Origin of the sequence: Chryseobacterium sp. Chry.R1, assembly GCF_039645525.1 — a bacterium.
GTDB lineage: Bacteria > Bacteroidota > Bacteroidia > Flavobacteriales > Weeksellaceae > Chryseobacterium > Chryseobacterium proteolyticum.
Genome location: NZ_CP151793.1, coordinates 3,710,093 through 3,730,715, shown reverse-complemented (window position 1 = coordinate 3,730,715; position 20,623 = coordinate 3,710,093). Strand labels below are relative to the sequence as shown.

Genomic DNA, 20,623 nt, shown 5'->3' with positions numbered 1-20,623 from the left:
TATCATGAAACAACACCAATTCAACAGTATATATAACGGAAAAGAATTTTTTTTAACGGACCATAAAGTGCTTGGAACAAAGGTACTGCCTGGGGTCACTTATCTTGAGATGGCCCGCGCAGCAGGAGAATATGTTGCCGGAAAAGACATTACTCTACTCAGGGACATTAGTTGGCTGCAACCCGTTAAGATCAGTGACGCACCCGTTCAGCTTTATATGAACGTCGTGGAGCAGGGAGATGGATTAACCTATGAAATCTTTAGCGGTGAAGCTGATACTCAATTGCACACCAAAGGTATTTTAGGGACAGCTGACAAGCTGTCTCCGGAAATAAGAGATATAAACCATCTTCGTGATCTTTTTAAAGATTCCGGAAGCCATAAAGAAGGTGCAGATTATTATAAAATAATGAATTCCATTGGGCTTGAATATGGGAAAACCTTTCAGGGGATCCAGGAAATTTTTTACAATGGAAAAGCAGCTTTATCAAGAATAACTTTATCAGCGGCAGAAGGCTTTGTATGGACTCCGGGAATGATGGATAGTGCGCTACAAACCTGTATGGGAATTAGCCTTGCGGATCAGAATCAACAATTGATGCTGCCCTTCAGTGTCCGAGAAATGAATATTTACCAGGCGCTTCCGGAAGAGATATGGTGTTATGTCACCAAAAACAGATCCGGTAAACTAGCTAATAGCTATGATATTGAATTATTGAACAATTTCGGAGAACTGGTAATTCGTTTTTCTGAATTTGTTGTAGTACCTATTGAAAAGAATGCTAAAACAAATGATAGCGTTAATGTAATTCCAGAGCTCCACTTATACAGTTATAATTGGAAAGCGGAAGCTTTAGATGAGACCAATGCAGGATTATCAAAAACAGAAACAGGTGATGCTCCATTGGTAGTATTGGCGGGTGGATCTGCTGTATTGGCTGAGAAATTAAGCGAAAGATTGGAATGTGAAGTAAAAACAATTAACGAAGGAACACCAGAGTCTGTTTTTATCCAGGTTTTAGAAGAAATACAAAATAAACAGTCTGCTCAACTGAAGATTCATTTTGTTTATCCTGTTGCAGACGAGCTTGAATATGGTTTTATTTCAGCAATGTTGAAAACAGCAGTGCAGGAAAATCAGCTTTTGCAAGGGAAAACGATAGGTGTAGAAAGCTTTTCAATGAATGAACTGGATGAATTGACAGAGATTTTACAGGAAGAGCAAAGAAACCATAAGCCGGAAGTACGTTATCAATCGGGACAAAGAGAAGTTAGAAGCTTAACAGGAATTTCTGATAAAAATCCAGGATTAAAAACAGAGATCAAAGAAAATGGAGTGTACCTGATCACAGGTGGAGCTGGTGGACTGGGATTGATTTTCGCAGATTATCTGAATACGATACCGGGAACACAATTAATCCTGACAGGCAGAAGCGAATTAAACCTTACGCAACAGGAAAAAATTAAAGGATTTAGAAATGCACAGTACGAGCGTTGTGATGTTACGGATTTAAAGTCTGTTACAGATTTAATTAAAAAGATAAAAAATACCTATGGTCATCTGGATGGAGTGATTCACAGTGCAGGAACTACCCGGGATAGCTTAATAAGCAATAAGACTACAGGGGAAATTCATGATGTTTTCTCTGCTAAAATTATCGGAGCTCAGCATATAGATCAGGCAACAAAAGACGAGAAACTTGATTTTATGATGTTTTGTTCATCATTAGCGGGCGTATTCGGAAATACAGGGCAAGCAGATTATGCTGCCGCTAATGCCTGGTTGGATTATTTTGCCAACCACCGGGAGAAAGAACGTAATCAAGGAAAAAGAACAGGCAAAACCTTAAGTATTAACTGGCCTTTATGGAAAGAAGGCGGAATGCAGATCGATGCAGATCAGGAAAAATATATGGCCAGCTATTTTGGTTTATGGCCAATGCCTACTTCTGATGGGATTTCAGCTTTTGAAATTCTGTTGAGCAATACCTCATCACAAGGTGTTGTGGTATATGGCGAGGAAGATAAGCTGAAAGCATGGATGAATGGAGCTTCAACTCCTAAAACCAATCAAAAGAAAACGGGTGAAACTAATAAAGCATTGTACGTTGCATCCATGATCTACCTGGGAGATGTAATGACGAAAGAACTCAGAATGAAGAATTATAAGCTGGAACCTGATACTTCATTTGAACAGTACGGAATCGATTCTATCATGATCACGAAATTAACTAATCGTCTGGAAAGCATCTTCAACAATACCCCACGGACTTTATTTTTTGAATGTCAGACATTGGCTGAAGTCACCGAGTTTTTCGTTGATGCTTATCCTGAAAAATTAATCGAACTTACTGGTATAAAAACAGCATTGCCAGAAGAGCCCGCTGTTATTTCTAAACCAATCAGTGAGAGCATTAAAAATGATATAAAACCTGCTTCTCAGGTTGAGGAGAAATCAATGAGCAGAAATTCATCGGCTGTTAATGAGCCTATTGCCATTATCGGACTTTCAGGGAAATATCCTCAGGCTAAAAATCTTTCAGAATTTTGGGAGAACCTGAAATCAGGAAAAGATAGTATTACGGAAATCCCTGCCAACCGATGGGATCTTACAGATTTTTATGACGAAGAAAAAGGAAAAGCAGGAAAAAGCTATAGCAAATGGGGCGGATTTATTGATGAAATAGACCATTTTGATCCCTTATTTTTTAACATTTCTGTTCGTGAAGCAGAATTAATGGATCCACAGGCACGTCTTTTTCTTCAGACTGCCTGGGAAACATTCGAAGATGCAGGGTATCCTAAAAAGAAACTGGAAGGAGGAAGAGATAAAGATGCTACCCAGCCGCAGGTAGGTGTTTATGTAGGGGTGATGTATGAAGAATATCCTTTATTTGGAGCTGAAGAAAATGCGAAAGGTAATTTCGTAAATCCTGGTGGAAGCATCAGCAGTATTGCCAACCGGGTATCTTACTTTTTCAATCTGAATGGACCTAGTATGGCAGTAGATACCATGTGTTCATCTTCTTTAACAGCAATACATCTTGCTTGTGAAAGCATCCAGAATGGCAATTGTACCATGGCTCTGGCCGGAGGGGTGAACATCAGTGTACATCCGAATAAATATCTGATGCTGAGCCAGGGAATGTTTGTTTCCAGTAAGGGCAGATGCGAAAGCTTTGGAGAAGGAGGAGAAGGTTATGTTCCGGGTGAAGGAGTGGGTGCTGTATTGCTAAAATCGTACAGCCAGGCATTAGCAGATGGAGATCGTATCTATGGTTTAATTAAAGGGACCGCTCTTAATCACGGAGGTAAAACCAACGGGTATACCGTACCGAATCCAAAAGCACAAGCTTCTGTCATTAAAGCTGCTATGAAAAAGGCGGGTGTAAAAGCTGAAGATTTCAGCTATATCGAAGCGCATGGTACCGGAACAAGCCTTGGAGATCCTATTGAAATAGCAGGATTAAATAAAGCTTTTGAGTCTAAAAACAAACAATTCTGCAGCATTGGCTCCGTAAAATCCAATATTGGGCATTGCGAATCAGCAGCAGGAATATCGGGATTAACCAAGGTTCTGTTACAAATGCAGCACCGCCAACTGGTACCTTCTCTGCACTCTACGATACTAAATCCTAATATAAAATTTGAAAATACACCATTTAAAGTTCAACAAGAACTTGAAGAATGGCCTGTTGTAAATAATAAACCAAGGCTTGCCGGAATCAGTGGATTTGGTGCAGGAGGAAGCAACGCACATCTTATCATAGAGGAATATGTAGGTGAAAATGTTGCTTACAGACCGCAAATGCCATTGGTGATTGTATTGTCAGCCAAAGATGAAGAGAGATTAAAGATAATTGTTGAGAACCTCAAAAAGCATATTGAAAACCATTCCGAAATAAATCTTGATGATCTTGCCTACACTCTTCAAACGGGAAGAGAAGCAATGGAGGAAAGACTGGCTTTTATAGCAGAAGATAGAGAAGACTTGCTTTCACAATTATCTTGTTATCTGGAAAAGAATACACAGAATTTATATATTGGGAATATCTACAACGATCATCTGGGTATCTCTCTGGAAGGGAAGTCTGGGATGGCTTATCTGGAAAGTATTATCAAAGAAAAGGAGAGTCATTCTTTAGCTCAGCTATGGGTAAAAGGGGTGAATATCGACTGGAATCTGATCTACAATGATGCTAAACCGTCTATCATGAGTTTACCATCTTATCCTTTTGCCAATGAACGCTATTGGTTTCCAAAAGGAGAAGGAGAATTAGTATTAAAAGCAGGTTCAAAACTTCATCCTTTATTGCACAGCAATACTTCTAATCTTAAAGAACAGCAGTTTACCAGCATTTTCACGGGGAAAGAATTGTTTTTAACAGATCATCTGGTACATGATGTTAAAACATTACCGGGAGTCGCTTATCTCGAATTGGCAAGAGAAGCAGGAGAGCAGTCTGTACAGGCAAAGATCACACAATTAAAAGAGGTTAGCTGGGTACATCCAATTCAGATCAACGATAAGGAGCAAACTGTTTTTACAAGTCTGTTTACTTCAGAAAATGAAATAGAATTTGAAATCTATACCCACGACAATGCCGAACAGGTACATTGCAGAGGGATCGTATCTACTGATGAACTGATCATTCCTGAACAGAAAGATATAAAAACAATCAAAGCAGGATTAGCCCATACAATAAGCGGAAGTGACTGTTATACTTTATTCCAGAAATCTGGATTAGACTATGGTAAAAGTTTCCGTGGCATCCGCGAGATGTATTACAATGAAGACGAGGTTTTATCAAGGATTTCTTTACCAAAGGATCAGGCTTTGGTTTTAACTCCGGGAGTTCTGGACAGTGCATTACAGTCATGCATAGGAATGCAGCTGGCAAAAAGCACCAAAGAGATTCTATTGCCCTTTAGCGTAACTGAAATAGAGTTGTATCAGGATTTAACAGATGAATTGTGGTGTCACATTAAGAAAAATAAAGCAGGAAAGAGAATTAGCAGCTATGACATTGATCTTTTGAATAATCAAGGACAGGTTGTTCTTCGTTTCAAAGAGTTAGTATTATTACCTGTGAATGGTTTTGTAGCCAATGATAGCGTTAATGATACCGAAATGGCTCCGAAAGGACTTAGCTTATTAGCTGATCATTGGAAGTATCAGCCAGAACCTGTACAATCTCTTAAAGATACAATGCCGATCATCATATTGGCAGGAGGATCCGGGACCATGGCCGATGATCTTTACAATCATTTCTCATTAACGGTTACGGCCATTAATACAGTAAAAGAGGAAGATTTCTTTATGGATATGCTTTCTCTGGCAAAAACAGTAATGCCTCATAAAAAGGCAACTCATATTGTCGTGGCTTGCAGTCAGGATCAGTATTATCAGTACGGATTTATTACAGGTTTACTAAAAACGTTAACCCAGGAAAACCCTAGAATTACCGGAAAACTGATCAGCTTAGAAGATCAGGCATTTCAAAATCTTGAAGAATTGGGTGGTATTCTGATGAATGAAAAACAGAACGCAGACCATGAAGTGCGCTATTTAGCAGGAAAACGCGAGGTAAGATCAATGGAAAATAGGTTGGTTGATTCTTCCACAGCTCCCGTTCACATCAAGTCAGACGGAGTATATCTGATTACTGGCGGTGCTGGTGGATTAGGATTGATCTTTGCGGAATATCTTAATAAAACAGAAGGGGCAACAATAATTCTAACAGGCAGAAGTCCACAGTTGAACCCTTCTCAACAAAAAGCTGTTGATCAATTAGATAATGCATTGTATTATCCTTGTGACATCAGTGATGAGTCAGCAGTCAATGATCTTATTCAAAATATCATTGAAAAACATACGAAACTTGACGGTATTATTCATAGCGCAGGAGTGATTCGTGACAGTATGATCCTTCAGAAAACAAAAAAGGAAGTAAAAGAAGTTTTTGCCGCTAAAATAAAAGGAACCAGAAATCTTGATATAACAACGAAAGACCTTCTTTTAGAGTTTATGATCACTTGCTCTTCCATAGCGGGGGTCAATGGAAACGCCGGACAGTCTGATTATGCTTCAGCGAACACCTGGATGGATAATTATGCCCATTACAGGGAAAGCGAACGTATGAATGGCAGACGTTATGGAAAGACTTTAAGCATTAACTGGCCACTCTGGAAAGAAGGCGGAATGCAAATCAGTGCTGAAGCTGAAATCTATATGATGCAACACTTTGGTTTGGCACCGATGCCAACTGATGTGGGTATTAAGGCATTTGAAAGCTTAATGAATAGTGGAATTACCCAGGGAATGGTACTGTTTGGAGATACTAAAGAGGAGAAGGTTTTGGTGGAGAAACCAGAAGAAATATCCTATTCACCAACAGAAACTTCTGTCAATAATGATAGTCTTTACAATGCGTCCATAATCTATCTGCGTGGCCTTCTGGCAAAAGAGTTGAGAATGCCTGAAGAAAAATTAAAGGCTGAAGTTCCTTTTGAGCAGTACGGAATTGATTCCGTATTGGTGATCAGGCTTTCTAATTGCCTGCAGGACGTATTTGGTAAGTTACCCCGTACCTTATTCTTTGAATACCTGACCCTGAAAGAGCTTTGTGGCTACTTTATGGAAGCTCATCGTTCATTACTTTTAGAATTAACAGGATTGGCTGTAGTTAAAGCTTCGGCACCTTTGACAAAAGAAGTTATAAAAACTGAGAGACCTGTTGATGTTCAAAACAGACGCCAACGTTTTTCAATGGTACAACAACAATCTGGGAATAAAAACATAAACGAAGATATTGCCATTATCGGTATCAGCGGACGTTATCCGGATGCCAATAACCTGGAAGAATTCTGGGAGAATCTTAAAATCGGAAAAGACTGTATCACACAGATTCCGGTGGACCGTTGGAATGCAGATGAAATGTATCATGAAGAAAAAGGTCGCCCTGGAAAAAGTTACAGCAAATGGGGTGGGTTTATGAATGACATTGATAAGTTTGATCCCTTATTTTTCAGTATCTCACCAAGAGAAGCAGAATTGATGGATCCTCAGGAACGTCTCTTCCTGCAGACTGTTTGGGAAACGATAGAAGATGCGGGATACACCCGTGACAGTATACGTTCAGAAGATGCCGAAACCGGAATTGCTAAGAAAATCGGAGTCTATGCCGGAGTAATGTATGAAGAATACCAGTTATTTGGTGCTGAGGAAAGAATGAAGGGGAATTTTGTAACGCCGGCCGGTATAGCAAGCAGTATTGCGAACAGAATTTCATACTTCTTTAATTTCAATGGTCCGAGTATGGCCGTTGATACGATGTGCTCTTCTTCCTTAACGGCTATTCATTTAGCATGTAATGATCTGATTGTTGGAAATACCGAAGTGGCTGTTGCCGGAGGAGTAAACATTAGCGTACATCCAAATAAATATCTGATGCTGAGCCAGGGACGTTTTGTGTCTGGTGCAGGCCGTTGTGAAAGCTTTGGTATGGGTGGAGATGGATATGTACCTGGAGAAGGTGTTGGAGCGGTATTATTAAAGCGTGTAAGCGAAGCTATTAAAGATGGTGACCATATTTATGGTTTAATTAAAGGAACCGCATTAAATCACGGCGGTAAAACGAATGGATATACCGTTCCAAATCCAAAAGCTCAGGCTGCAGTAATTAAAGCTGCGATCGAGAAAAGTGGAGTTAAGGCAAGTGATTTAAGCTATGTAGAAGCCCATGGGACAGGAACTAGTCTTGGAGATCCGATCGAAATAGCAGGACTGAACAGAGCATTTGAAACTACAGAAAAACAGTTTTGCAGCATCGGTTCTGTCAAATCCAATATCGGACATTGTGAATCGGCAGCAGGAATTTCAGGATTAACCAAAGTGATCTTACAGCTTAAGCATCAGCAGTTGGTTCCTTCATTACATTCCGCTGTTCTAAATCCGGATATTGATTTTGAAAACAGTCCTTTTAAAGTACAGCAACAACTTGAAGCTTGGCCAACAAATGACGGGAAACCTCGTATCGCCGGGATCAGTGGATTTGGCGCAGGAGGAAGCAATGCTCATATCATCATTGAAGAATATGCAGCTTTACCAGCCAGGAAATTGGACTATAAAATGCCTGTGATCATTGCATTGTCTGCAAAACATGCCAGCAGAATTGCCATCCAGGTGGAGAATCTGAAAAATTTCTTAGAAAAAAACAGTCAGGCAGATTTATATGATGTTGCCTATACCTTACAGGTAGGTAGAGAAGAAATGGAGGAAAGGCTGGCATTCATTGCGACTGATAAAGAAGATCTGATGGTTCAGTTAAGCGATTATCTGGATCAAAAAACAATGAATCCAATCAGAGGAAATATTCGTAAAAAAGATGAAAACTACATCCAGCACACAAAAGATTTGCTTTCTATAGCAATGGCTTGGGTGAATGGAGTGGATACAGACTGGAATTCTCTTTATCCTAAAGGATTTCCTTCAAGAATCAGTTTGCCGGCTTATCCATTTATAAAAGATCGATACTGGATTCCTATCGTTAACGACGGAATTGTACAATATGGTCAGAATAATCTGCACCCATTATTGCACAGCAATGATTCTGACCTGAATGAGCAGAAATTTATCAGCACCTATACGGGAGAAGAAGATTTCTTAACACAGTGTGAGATCACCAATTATAAAGAACTGCCATCTTCTGCCTTATTAGAACTCGCAAGAGAAGCGGGAGAAAGAAGTTTACTTCAGCGTATTACCCAATTGAAGAATGTGTCATGGGTTGATCCGATAAGAGTAAACGGAGTTCCTGCCAATGTTCAGATCAACCTCTTTAACGCAGGAAATGAAATCGGGTATGAAATCTACACAAAACATAAAGAAAATAAGATACAGCTTAATGGTCAGGGCTTATTGAATACGGAATTTCAGCAGCCCCATGATCAAAAGAATATTGAAGATTTAATACAATACTATCAGTATTCTATTGAAAAAGAGGCGCTTTACAACTTGTTTGCAAAAGCAGGTAAGACTTATGCAGCTGACTTTCAGGGAGTGGAAATATTATATTTCGATAAACTTGATGCACTGGCAAAAATCGTATTACCGGTTACTGATGAATTTATTCTTTCTCCGGGAGTATTGGACAATATCGTACAAACCAGCACAGGTTGGTTGTTAAGTCAGGGAGAACAATCTCTTTATCAGCCTTCAGATGCTGCTGAAATAACCATTTTTGGAACATTACCATCAGTGATCTGGTGCCATGCAACATTTGAGAAAAAGCAAAGTGGAGCTTTCTGTTGTCAAATGGATATTATGGATGAAGAGGGAACTGTTTTACTGCATTTCAGGGATTTGGTATTGTCACCTCAGGTTACCTCTCAAAGCACTTCGGGTAAAGCTTCATCCATTGCTCACAAACCTATGTGGGACAGGATAATTACCCAGCCGGAAGCTTCAGTTTTAATTGAAGGAAAACAGATCCTTGTTACCGGAGGTTCAGATCCGGTATTTGGTGAAGAACTTGGAAAGTGGCTAATGAATCAAGGTGCGGAGGTGACCACTACAGAAACTTTAGATGCAGTTCCTGATGATGTAGCAGGTGTTTATCTTTTACAGGGATTAACTGAAATAGGTGATAATGCATTAATGGATGATCATTCTGCAAGAGAGTTGGCCGTATTTACTAGCATAAAACAATTATTAGATGCAGGAATCAAAGACTTGAAACTTACCGTATTCACTTCTAATACACAGAAAGTTTTGCCGGATAGTAAGGTAACTTCTGCAGGCAGTGGGATGATAGGAATGACAGGAGCTTTGATAAAAGAACAACCTCAATGGTCAGTTAACAGGATTGATCTGGGTCTATCTGCATTGAAAAATCCTGCGAAAATCAATTGGGCAGATCTATTTACAATCAGTCTTGATAATAAAGAAAATGCAATTACTGCTTTGAGAAACGGGCATTATTACAGACAGCATTTGTATCCTATTGTATTACCTGAAGTAAATTCTTCAACGTTTAGAAACGGAGGAACTTATGTATTGCTAGGGGGTGCAGGAGGATTAGGAAAAGCAACTACAGAATACCTGGTAAAGAACTATCAGGCGAAGATCATCTGGTTGGGAAGAAGAGTCGCTGATGAAGCAATTATGATGGCTCAGGAAGAAATTGCCAAACTGGGACAAAAACCTGAATACTACTCATGTGATGCTACTGATCCAAAACAGGTTGAAAAAGCTTATAAATTAATTAAAGAAAATCACAGCGAGGTTCACGGTCTGTTTCACTCAGCAATTGTTTTGCATGATATGCTTTTGAAAAATATGACTGAAGATGATTTTAAAAAAGCGTTCATGCCTAAATCTCTGTCCAGCCAGAATTTAGTACATATATTCAAAAACGAACCTCTTGATTTTATCTGTTTCTATTCCTCAGCACAATCTTTGGTACATGCTCCGGGACAAGCTAATTATGCGTCAGGGTGTTCTTTTAAAGATAGTTATGCGCTTAATGTAAACCACCTGTTGAATATCCCTGTTAGGATCATCAATTGGGGATATTGGGGCGAGATCGGTATTGTAGCGGCAGATGGTTATAAAGAAAAAATGAAGCAGGCAGGTATTGAAAGCATAGAGACGGAAGAGGGAATGCACTTGCTTGAAACCGTGTTAAACAACAATGAACAACAGATCGTTGCTTTGAAACTCTCTGCTGCAACGGCTGCTGCTATGCCTACCATGCATCATGAGAAGGAGATTTCACAAGTCAAATCCAGTTCCGTATTACAAATGGAAGAAGCGGATGCTCTTATTTATCCAAAAGCAGATGAGCAGGATCAGATATTTGAAATGCTTTGCTGTAAAGGAATCTTGAAAGTATTACTTCAACTTGGACTGGAAGAAAAGCAGACTACGGGTCAAACAATCAGTAGTTTAAGATCTCAACTTTCCATTAGTGATAAATACGAACAGTTATTTTTTGTTTTGATTCATTTATTGGAGACAAAAGGATATGTAACCGTAAAAGACACTCAGATTTTTGTGGCTGAAGAAACAAAAGACGCTCTTAATGATTTTGATTTCGAACAGCAGATGAGTGAGCTTGTGATGAAGGGACAGGAATACCGTCCTCATGGAACACTGCTTAAGATTTGTCTGGAGTCCTTCATAGAAATCATAACAGGAAAGATACAGGCTACTTCAGTGATGTTTCCCGCAGGAAGCATGGACTATGTAAGCGGTATTTATAAAGGAAATGCGCAATCCGATTACTTTAACGATTTGTTGACAGGGATCATCAAAAATAGTGTTGCTGCCAGTATTCCTTATTTAAAACCGGGTGAAAAGATCAGAATATTAGAAGTAGGAGCAGGAACAGGAGGAACAAGCCAATTTGTTTTCAGAGCATTGGAACCTTATAAAGACCATCTTTTCTACTTATACACGGACCTTTCACACAGTTTCCTTCATTATGCAGAGCAACAGTTTAAAACAATGGCACCGTATCTGGAAACAGCTATTTTGAATATAGAATCGGATCCTTCCGATCAGCAGATAAAACTAGGCAGTTATGATATCGTGATTGGTGCTAACGTAGTGCATGCCACTAAAAACATGGCCGTAACCCTGAATAATATCAAAGCTTTATTAAAACAGGATGGCCTACTGATCATGAATGAAATAGCACGCACAGAAATATTTACCACATTAACTTTCGGATTATTAGACGGATGGTGGCTGTATGAAGACCGCGGAATACGATTAAACGGAAGTCCTGGACTATCATCAGAAAGCTGGCAAAATGTGTTGAAAGAAACGGGTTATCTTCAAGCAATAAGCTATCCTCAGGGAGAAGTCCTTTCACAACAGATCATTTGTGCTACCAGCGATGGAAAGATCATTTCCGAAATAAAACAACCAGAAAAAAAACATGAAATCAAAATGGTGCCTCCTGTTATACAACAGACTATAGCAGCACCAAAACAGAAAATGCCTGTTATGAAAAAAACAATAGATAATAATAGCCTGATCCAGCAGCTGACCAAAATAGCTGCCGATTTAATCAAACTTCCACCAGGCGATTTTGATATAGAATGCCAGTTTATGGATTATGGTTTTGATTCCATCCTGAGTATGGAACTCATCAAAAATATCAATGAAAAACTGAAGGTGGATCTGAAATCTACAGATATTTTCAGCTATGGAACCATCCAGCAGCTTGCTGAGCATTTAATGCAGAACTTTAGCGAAGCATTACAAGTTGAAGTGGCTGTTGAAACTTCAGTTCAAGCTTCAGTTCGTGAAGTGGAAACACCTTTGAAAACAAGATTTACTGCCTCTGTTAAAGCTCAGGAACCAGTATATCGCCATGAAAATGATATCGCCATCATTGGGATGAGCGGACAGTTTGGGGCTGCCAACGATCTGGATGCATTTTGGGAAGTTTTGAAAAACGGGAAAAGTCTGATCGGTGATGTACCGGCAGACAGATGGCAGGGATATACACAGAATGAAGGCACGAAATGGAAAGGTAGTTTCTTAAGGGATATTGATAAATTCGACCCTGTTTTCTTTAAGATTTCAGGAAATGAGGCCGAAATGATGGATCCGCAACAGCGTTTGTTCCTGGAGCATTGCTGGAAAGCCATTGAAGATGCAGCGATCAATCCGAAAAGTTTAAAAGGCAGCAAGTGTGGAGTATATGCAGGAGTGGCTCCAAGTGATTACAATATCCGGGAATGTGAGGAAGCTTCAGTAATGTGGGGGAATTCCAGTGCTGTATTAGCAGCAAGAATATCTTATTTCTTAGATCTGAAGGGACCTGCAATTTCTGTGGATACAGCGTGCTCAAGTTCTCTTTTGGCGATGGATATGGGGTGCAGCAGCTTACAAAAAGGGGAAACCGACCTGATTATTGCGGGAGGAATCAATATCATGACAACGCCTGGTTTTTATTCTCTGGCCAGCAGAGCCGGAATGATGTCTTCCACAGGACAATGCCATACTTTTGATAAAAAAGCGGATGGATTTGTTCCGGGTGAAGGGGTAGGAGTTGTGATCATGAAACGTCTTGCGGATGCAGAACGAGATGGAGACAGAATTTATGGAGTGATCAAAGCCAGCTTAACCAATCAGGATGGAGCTTCCAATGGAATTACAGCACCAAGTGTTCTGGCACAACAGGAACTTGAAAAGGAAGTCTATAAAAAGTTCAATATCAATCCTGAGACCATCAGCTATGTAGAAGCACATGGTACAGGAACCAGTCTGGGAGATCCTATTGAGCTGGATGCCTTGACGAATGCTTTCAGAAAGTATACAGAAAAAACACAGTATTGCAGAATCGGAAGCGTTAAAACCAATATCGGTCATACATTAGTTGCTGCAGGAGTAGCAGGTGTTCTGAAGATCATGCTTTCTTTAAAACATAAACAATTGGTACCCACCTTGAATTTTGAAGAATGCAATCCTTTAATTGATCTTGTCAATAGCCCTTTCCAGGTAGGAAGTGAATTAACTGATTGGAAAACAGAAAATCAGGCACCAAGAAGAGCGGCCATCAGCAGTTTTGGTTTTAGTGGAACGAACGTACATATGGTTATTGAAGAGTATCCGGAAAATAAAGTGTCATCAATTTCTACCGAACCGGCATTGATCATTATTTCTGCAAAAAATGCAGAAAGACTTAAAAATCAGGTTAGTAAATTGCTGTCTTGGTTAGAAAGAAATCTACGAACTAATATTCAGGATATAGCTTATACCCTGCAAGTCGGAAGAGAACCTATGGAAGAACGTCTTGCTCTACTTGCTGCAGACCAGGCCGATCTGATGCTTCAGTTGGATGGATTCCTGAAAGGGAATACTGAAAACCTGATGATCGGAAACATCAAAAAGGATAAAGCAGACTTTTTACTGGAAGGCGGAGCTGGTAAGGCATATATTGACTATGCTATTGCCCATGGTGAGATCAAATCGTTAGCAGTGTTATGGACAAAAGGAATAACTATCAACTGGGATTTATTGTACCAGGAACAACGTCCGAATAAAATCAGTCTTCCTACATATGCTTTTGCCCGTCAGAGTTACTGGATTCCTGAGGTTAAATCTACTGTCAACCGTCAGCAAACAAGTTATCTGCATCCACTGATCCATCGTAATACCTCAACAGTTAAATCTTTCCAGTTCTCCAGTACTTTTACAGGAAACGAAGAATTTTTAAGTGATCATAAAATACAGAATGAGATCATATTACCGGGTGTAGCTTACCTTGAAATGGCAAGAATTTCAGGAACCCAGCTTTTATCAGAAAAGATAACCGTTCTTAAAAATATCGCATGGATGAGTCCTGTACGCGTCAATGGAAAGGCAGAAGAGGTGCATATTCGTTTGAAAAGCATTAATGAAGAATTTAGTTATGAAATCTATTCATTGAATGGACAAGAGCAGCTTCATAGCCAGGGTCGTATTTCAACGCAATCTTTGCCAGTGAAGAGTTCATTTGATCTTACATCTATTCAAAACAGAATGTCAGAGAGTGTGGACCGAGCAACATGTTATGATATTTTCAGACAGATGGGATTTCAATACGGAGATAGTTTCATGGGAATTGAGCATATGTATTACTCATCCACAGAAGCATTGTCGAAGATTACATTACCAAAATTACAAGGATTCAGTGTTTCTCCGGGTCTTTTGGATAGTGCATTGCAAAGCTGTATGGGAATGGGCTTTATCAATAAAAAACCGGTTACTCAGCTTCCATTTAGTGTTAAAGAAGTTGTATTCTATGAAGAACTGCCTCTTAATATCTGGAGTTATGCCAGAAAAAGCAAAGCCAATCAGGGAAATGGAGCTGTAATTACCTATGATGTAGATATTCTGGATGATCATGGAAAAGTATTGATGAGTTTCCATGATTTTGTTACCCTTCCGGTAGATGGAACTGAGAAAACAGAATGGTCGGATGCTGCAACAGATGCCTGCATATTTACGATGAATTGGGAAGAATGCGCTGCAGAAAGCTTTGCCGGACATGAAAACGAAGCGATTCCAATGGTCTTGTTGGTAGACAGCCCGGCACAGCTCGCGGAAAATCTTAAAACAGAATTGGGAATTGAAACCACAACGATCGATGGGGCAGTTGCCGAAGATTACCTGATTGATGTGATGTCTGTAATTAAAAAAAGAGCATTAGAGAAAAATACGTCCCATTTATTAATCGTTTGCTGTATTGCAGATTACCTGGATTACGGCTTTATATCGGGACTGCTCAAAACAGCAAGTCTTGAAAATCCGGGAATCACAGGGAAGATCATCAGTGTTGATCGAATTTCTGTAAAAGATGCACCGGAACTGACCTCAATTTTACAGACAGAACTAGGTACTGCCGATGCAGAGATCCGTTATGAGTCCGGGCTAAGAAAAGTGAAAAAACTTAACGAAATTAATATTTCGGATAATGACGGATTAAAAATTAAAGAAAACGGAGTGTATCTGATCATAGGGGGAGCAGGAGGAATAGGCAGATTATTCGCTACCCACATCAACAAAATACCAAAAACGAAAGTGATCTTAACAGGTAGAGGTCAGCTAGATGAAGAAAAAGAAGCTTTCATTGCGGGTCTTGCTCATGGAGATTACTTCAGTTGTGATGTGAACAATAAAGAAGAGGTTGTGAGTTTACTGGATCAGATTAAAGAAAAATACCACCGAATAGATGGAATCATCCACAGTGCAGGGGTAACTCAGGACAGTTTGATTGTCAATAAAATTCCTGATGAAGTAGAAAAAGTTTTTGCTGCTAAAGTAAATGGCGTTAAGAACATTGACGAAGCCACCAAAGATGAAGCTCTTGATTTTATGGTGCTGTTTTCCGGATTAGCCGCCATCACAGGAAATGCAGGCCAGGCAGATTATGCAGCCGCTAATGTCTATCTGGATAATTATGCCGTGTACAGGGAATCTGAGCGCAATAAAGGGAAACGACAAGGGAAAACGATCAGCATCAATTGGCCATTCTGGAAAGAAGGTGGAATGGTAATGGACGAGACCAGTCAGGAATATTTAGACAAACAATATGGATTGTCTCCTTTACCTAATTCGGTTGGAATTAACATTTTTGATCAATTATTAGGCAGTAATTACACCCAGGGAATCGTAACCTATGGAAAAGTTGATAAAATACGATCTCAATTACTGAACAGATTAGTAGTAAAACAGAAACAGGTACAAGCGCATGCTATGCCTAAAAGTGCTGAATTACAGGATAAAGTCGCATCAAAATTATTGGAGATCACGGCTCAGCTGTTGAAATTATCCGAAAGCGATATTGAAAGGGATGAAAAACTGAGTGATTACGGATTTGACTCCATTTTACTGATCAAGTATTCTAATGAACTCAATGATTTCTATGATACGGACCTGACTCCTGCTGTTTTCTATAATTATCCAACGATCAATGATCTGGCTGATTTCCTTCTCGAAGAATATCAGGAGAAAATAACAGCCGTTCATCAGCCTGAAGCATTATCGGATAGTACCATCACTGATGTAGAAGAAATTCAGGGGAAAGAATCACCAAGATATCCGCTTTCAGAAGGTCAGAAAGGACTTTGGTTTATACAGCAACTGGAACCTGGAAATACAAATTATAATGTTCCTGTATCGTTTATTATTCCGGGAACCATCGATTATAATGTCATGAAAAAAGCATTTCAGCTAACGCTTGATGAATATCCGGTTCTTAAGTCCCGTTTTCTTACTGATGAAACCGGAGAGATTTATAATCAAATTCAAAATGTATCAGAAGTTGAAGTGGATGATCAAGAGCTTGCTGAAGGTCAGAATATCAATGAAGTTTCATGGAATCTGGTAAGAAAACCATTCAATCTGGAGATAGAATTACCGGTAAGATTATATGTCAGAAGAGACCTTGCAGCCCATAATAATTATATTCTATTGGTATTTCATCATATCATTTTTGATGGAATGTCAAGCTCTGTGTTTATAGCTTCTCTTTTTGAAAAATGCCAGAAGCTTTTAAACGGAGAAAAAATAGTGGCTAAAGAACCTGATTTTGCCTATTTCAGTTATGTAGAATGGGAAAAGAATTTCATTCTAAGTAAGAAAGGAGAGAAAAGTCTGGCGTATTGGAAAAAGAACTTATCTGGAACACTACCCATAATTAATTTGCCTTATGATTTGTACAAGCAGAACAGTACCAAAACAAATACGATTGGTATTGAAAGAATAAAGCTTGGGGAGGAGAAAGTAGATCAGCTCAAAGAATTAGGTAAAAAGCTGAAAGTCAATCTTTCTGTCTTATTCTCAGGGATCTATGCAATGCTACTTCATAAGTTGACCACAGAGGAAGACCTATTGATCTTGATGCCGACTGCAGGACGTCCTAAAAAGGAGTATGAAAACAGTATTGGTTATTATGTCAATATGATGATATTGCGTAACAGAGTGTCTGGAAACCAGACTTTTGCAGAGTTGGTGAAAAATATTCAAAAAGGAATGATCAATGGAATGTCTCATGCAGCTTATCCTTTGCCTAAATTATTATCAGATCTGAATTTAGACCGTTCCGGTAATAGAGAAACACCATTCAAAGTATCATTCATTTATCAGAACATCTTTGATGAAATATTAACGGGAGGTGGTTCAGGTATTGAAATTTATGATGAAGTATATCAGGAAACGGCTCACGTGTATTCTTTGGAAATACAGGATCTGAGAAAAGAAATCATTGTAAGCCTGAAATATGATCAGGATGTATTCAGTCCGGGGCTGATACAACAACATATGGGATATTTCATGGAGCTAATGAATGGTGTTCTGGAAAATACAGCAAGACAGATAAAAACGTATGAAGTTCTATCTAAAGAAGAAATCAATTACTTCCTTTACGAAAGAAATGACACAGCGGTTGAATATCCGAAACATAAAACATTATCTGATCTTTTCGAAGAACAGGTTCTTAAAACTCCTGATCAAATTGCAGTAGTACACGACGGAAGACGAATTACGTATGCTGAATTAAATGAAATGGCGAATCGTTTAGCGGGGGCACTTGTAAAATCAGGCCTTGCTGCTAATGCTCCTGTAGCGATGGTTTCTCATAAAAGTGTAGAGCAGGTTTGGGGCGTATTGGGAATTCTGAAAGCTGGTGGACATTATATTCCTGTTAAAGGCAGCCTACCTGAAAACAGGATGAATGAATTGATTAAACAGACGGAATCCACTATCGTTTTGGTACAACCGGATTATATGGATAAGGTAAGCTGCTCTGAGGAAGTGAAAATAATCCTTCTGGAAGAAAACACTTTTGCCGAAGAATCAGCGGATCATGAAACTGTAAAAGTTCCGGATACAGAACTTGCTTATATCATTTTTACTTCAGGGTCTACCGGAAAACCGAAAGGGGTAATGATCGATCATCGTGGGGCTGTCAATACCTTGTATGATATGAATGCAAGATTTGGCATTACTTCAGACGATAAGGTATTTGGAATATCCGATCTCAACTTTGACCTTTCTGTTTACGATATTTTCGGAACATTTGCCTGTGGAGCAACATTGATCCTACCTTTGGAAACAGAAGGATTGAATCCCGATATCTGGCTTCGTTATGTGAAAGAAGAACAGGTGACTGTTTGGAATTCAGTACCTCAGATCGTGAATTTGTTGATAGAAAGACAGGAAGATACTTCTGAAATGCATCTTTCCAGCTTAAGAATGTACTGGATGAGTGGAGACTGGATTCCTTTGGATGTACCGGGCAGAATAAAAAAGATCAATCCGGACAGTGCTGTGATCAGCCTTGGTGGAGCAACAGAAGGTTCTATATGGTCTATTCATTATCCGATCGGTGAAATCAATCCGTCATGGAAGAGTATTCCTTACGGGTATCCTTTAGGTAATCAGGAAATGTATGTTTTAGATATCAACCTTTCTCCTTGCCCAGTGAATGTTCCCGGAGATATTTATATCGGCGGAATTGGGGTAGCTAAAGGCTATCACCAGGATCCAGAAAAAACAGCTGCCAGTTTTATTGAACATCCCGGAATGCAGAAACAATTATATCGTACCGGAGACATTGGCTGTCAGCATCCTGACGGATTTATTGTATTCCTTGGAAGACAGGACGGACAGGTTAAGATCAATGGATTCAGAGTTGAGTTAGGAGAGGTGGAAACTATTTTGCAGTTATCTCCGCTCGTAAAACAAGGCTTGGTTCTAACGGTAGAAGATGATAACAGAAATAAAAGACTGGTTGCATATGTCGTAGCAAATGATGTTTTTGACAAAGAAGAAATACAAACGCACTTAAGAGCTCATCTGCCTGAATATATGGTTCCTTCCATATTCATTGAAATAGATAAAATTCCGTTGTCTTCTAATGGTAAGGTTGATCGGAAAGCTTTGCCAAGCGTTGATCCAAATGATATTAATCAAAGTGAGTTTACAGCACCATCGGATGAAACAGAACATAAGCTGGCGGAGATATGGATCAGGCTATTAAAATTAAATAGGGTAGGTATTCATGATGATTTCTTCAATGTGGGTGGAAACTCTTTAACGATGATTCAGCTTGCCCATAAGATCAATACTGCATTTGATAAAGACATTCAGCTGATCCACATCATGAAGAATCCAACCATAGCAGGAATAAAAACACTGATCAATGGTAATGAAGAGTCAGGTGAAGAATCTGTTTTAACATTAAGAGAAGGAAATATGGAAGAAGTAACTTTTGTTATTCCAGGTGCGCTTGGGTCAACAGAAGGTTACTTTACCCTGGCAGGTAATTTATCTGGAGAAGGAGCTGTGTATGGATTGCAGATGAAAGGGATTACGAATGATGAAGCACCTAGCATAAGCATTGAGGAAATGGCATCTTATAACCTGGAACAGATTAAACAGACGGGAGTTATTGAAGGTATTAATTTATTGGCACACAGTTATGGGGGTATCGTAATCTATGAGATGATCAGACAGGCGAAGGAATTGGCCATCGAAATCGACAAGGTTATTTTCCTGGATTGCTTCACGGATCCGCTTTCTTCTTTCAATTCCTTAGAGGAAGCTCAAAAATTGGGAACCTATTTCAGATCATTGATCCAGTTTAGTCAGCCATGGTTGAGTGACGATGCCGTAGAAGATCTTGTGAAACAACTGCCGGAAGAGGATTATATGCCATTTATCTGTGATACAGTCCATACACTTCCAGCTAAAACAGTAGCCAGAATGTGGGAGGTATTCCGGGCCTCTATTTCAGCAGTTTACAAGATGGAAGAAAAACTGGATCAAACTTTAATTTTCGTAGAAGCAGATAATACGAAACTTTCAGGCGAAGATTGGGGAGATCAGGGAGCTGCTGCAGGCTGGGATCAGTATTTCAGCGAGGTGCAGATCATCCCTACAGAGGCCAATCACTTTACCATTGTGAATACACCATATTGTACAGAATGGTTAACTAAAATAAATACCGAAGAAAATATAAAACAAACACTTTAATAATCACAATAAACACACAATAAGACATATGAAACATCCATGTCAAAAATTATTTTAACACACAAGAAAATAATTATGGGTGTTCCA

At 39.3% G+C, this 20,623-nt stretch carries 1 protein-coding gene; it reads left to right on the top strand.

Annotation, left to right across the window (positions count from 1 at the left end):
• Positions 1 to 4 precede the first annotated feature (4 nt).
• Positions 5 to 20,536, top strand: a complete 20,532-nt coding sequence (locus tag AAEU33_RS16850) for an amino acid adenylation domain-containing protein (RefSeq protein ID WP_345989026.1) — start codon at positions 5 to 7, stop codon at positions 20,534 to 20,536.
• Positions 20,537 to 20,623: the final 87 nt, after the last annotated feature.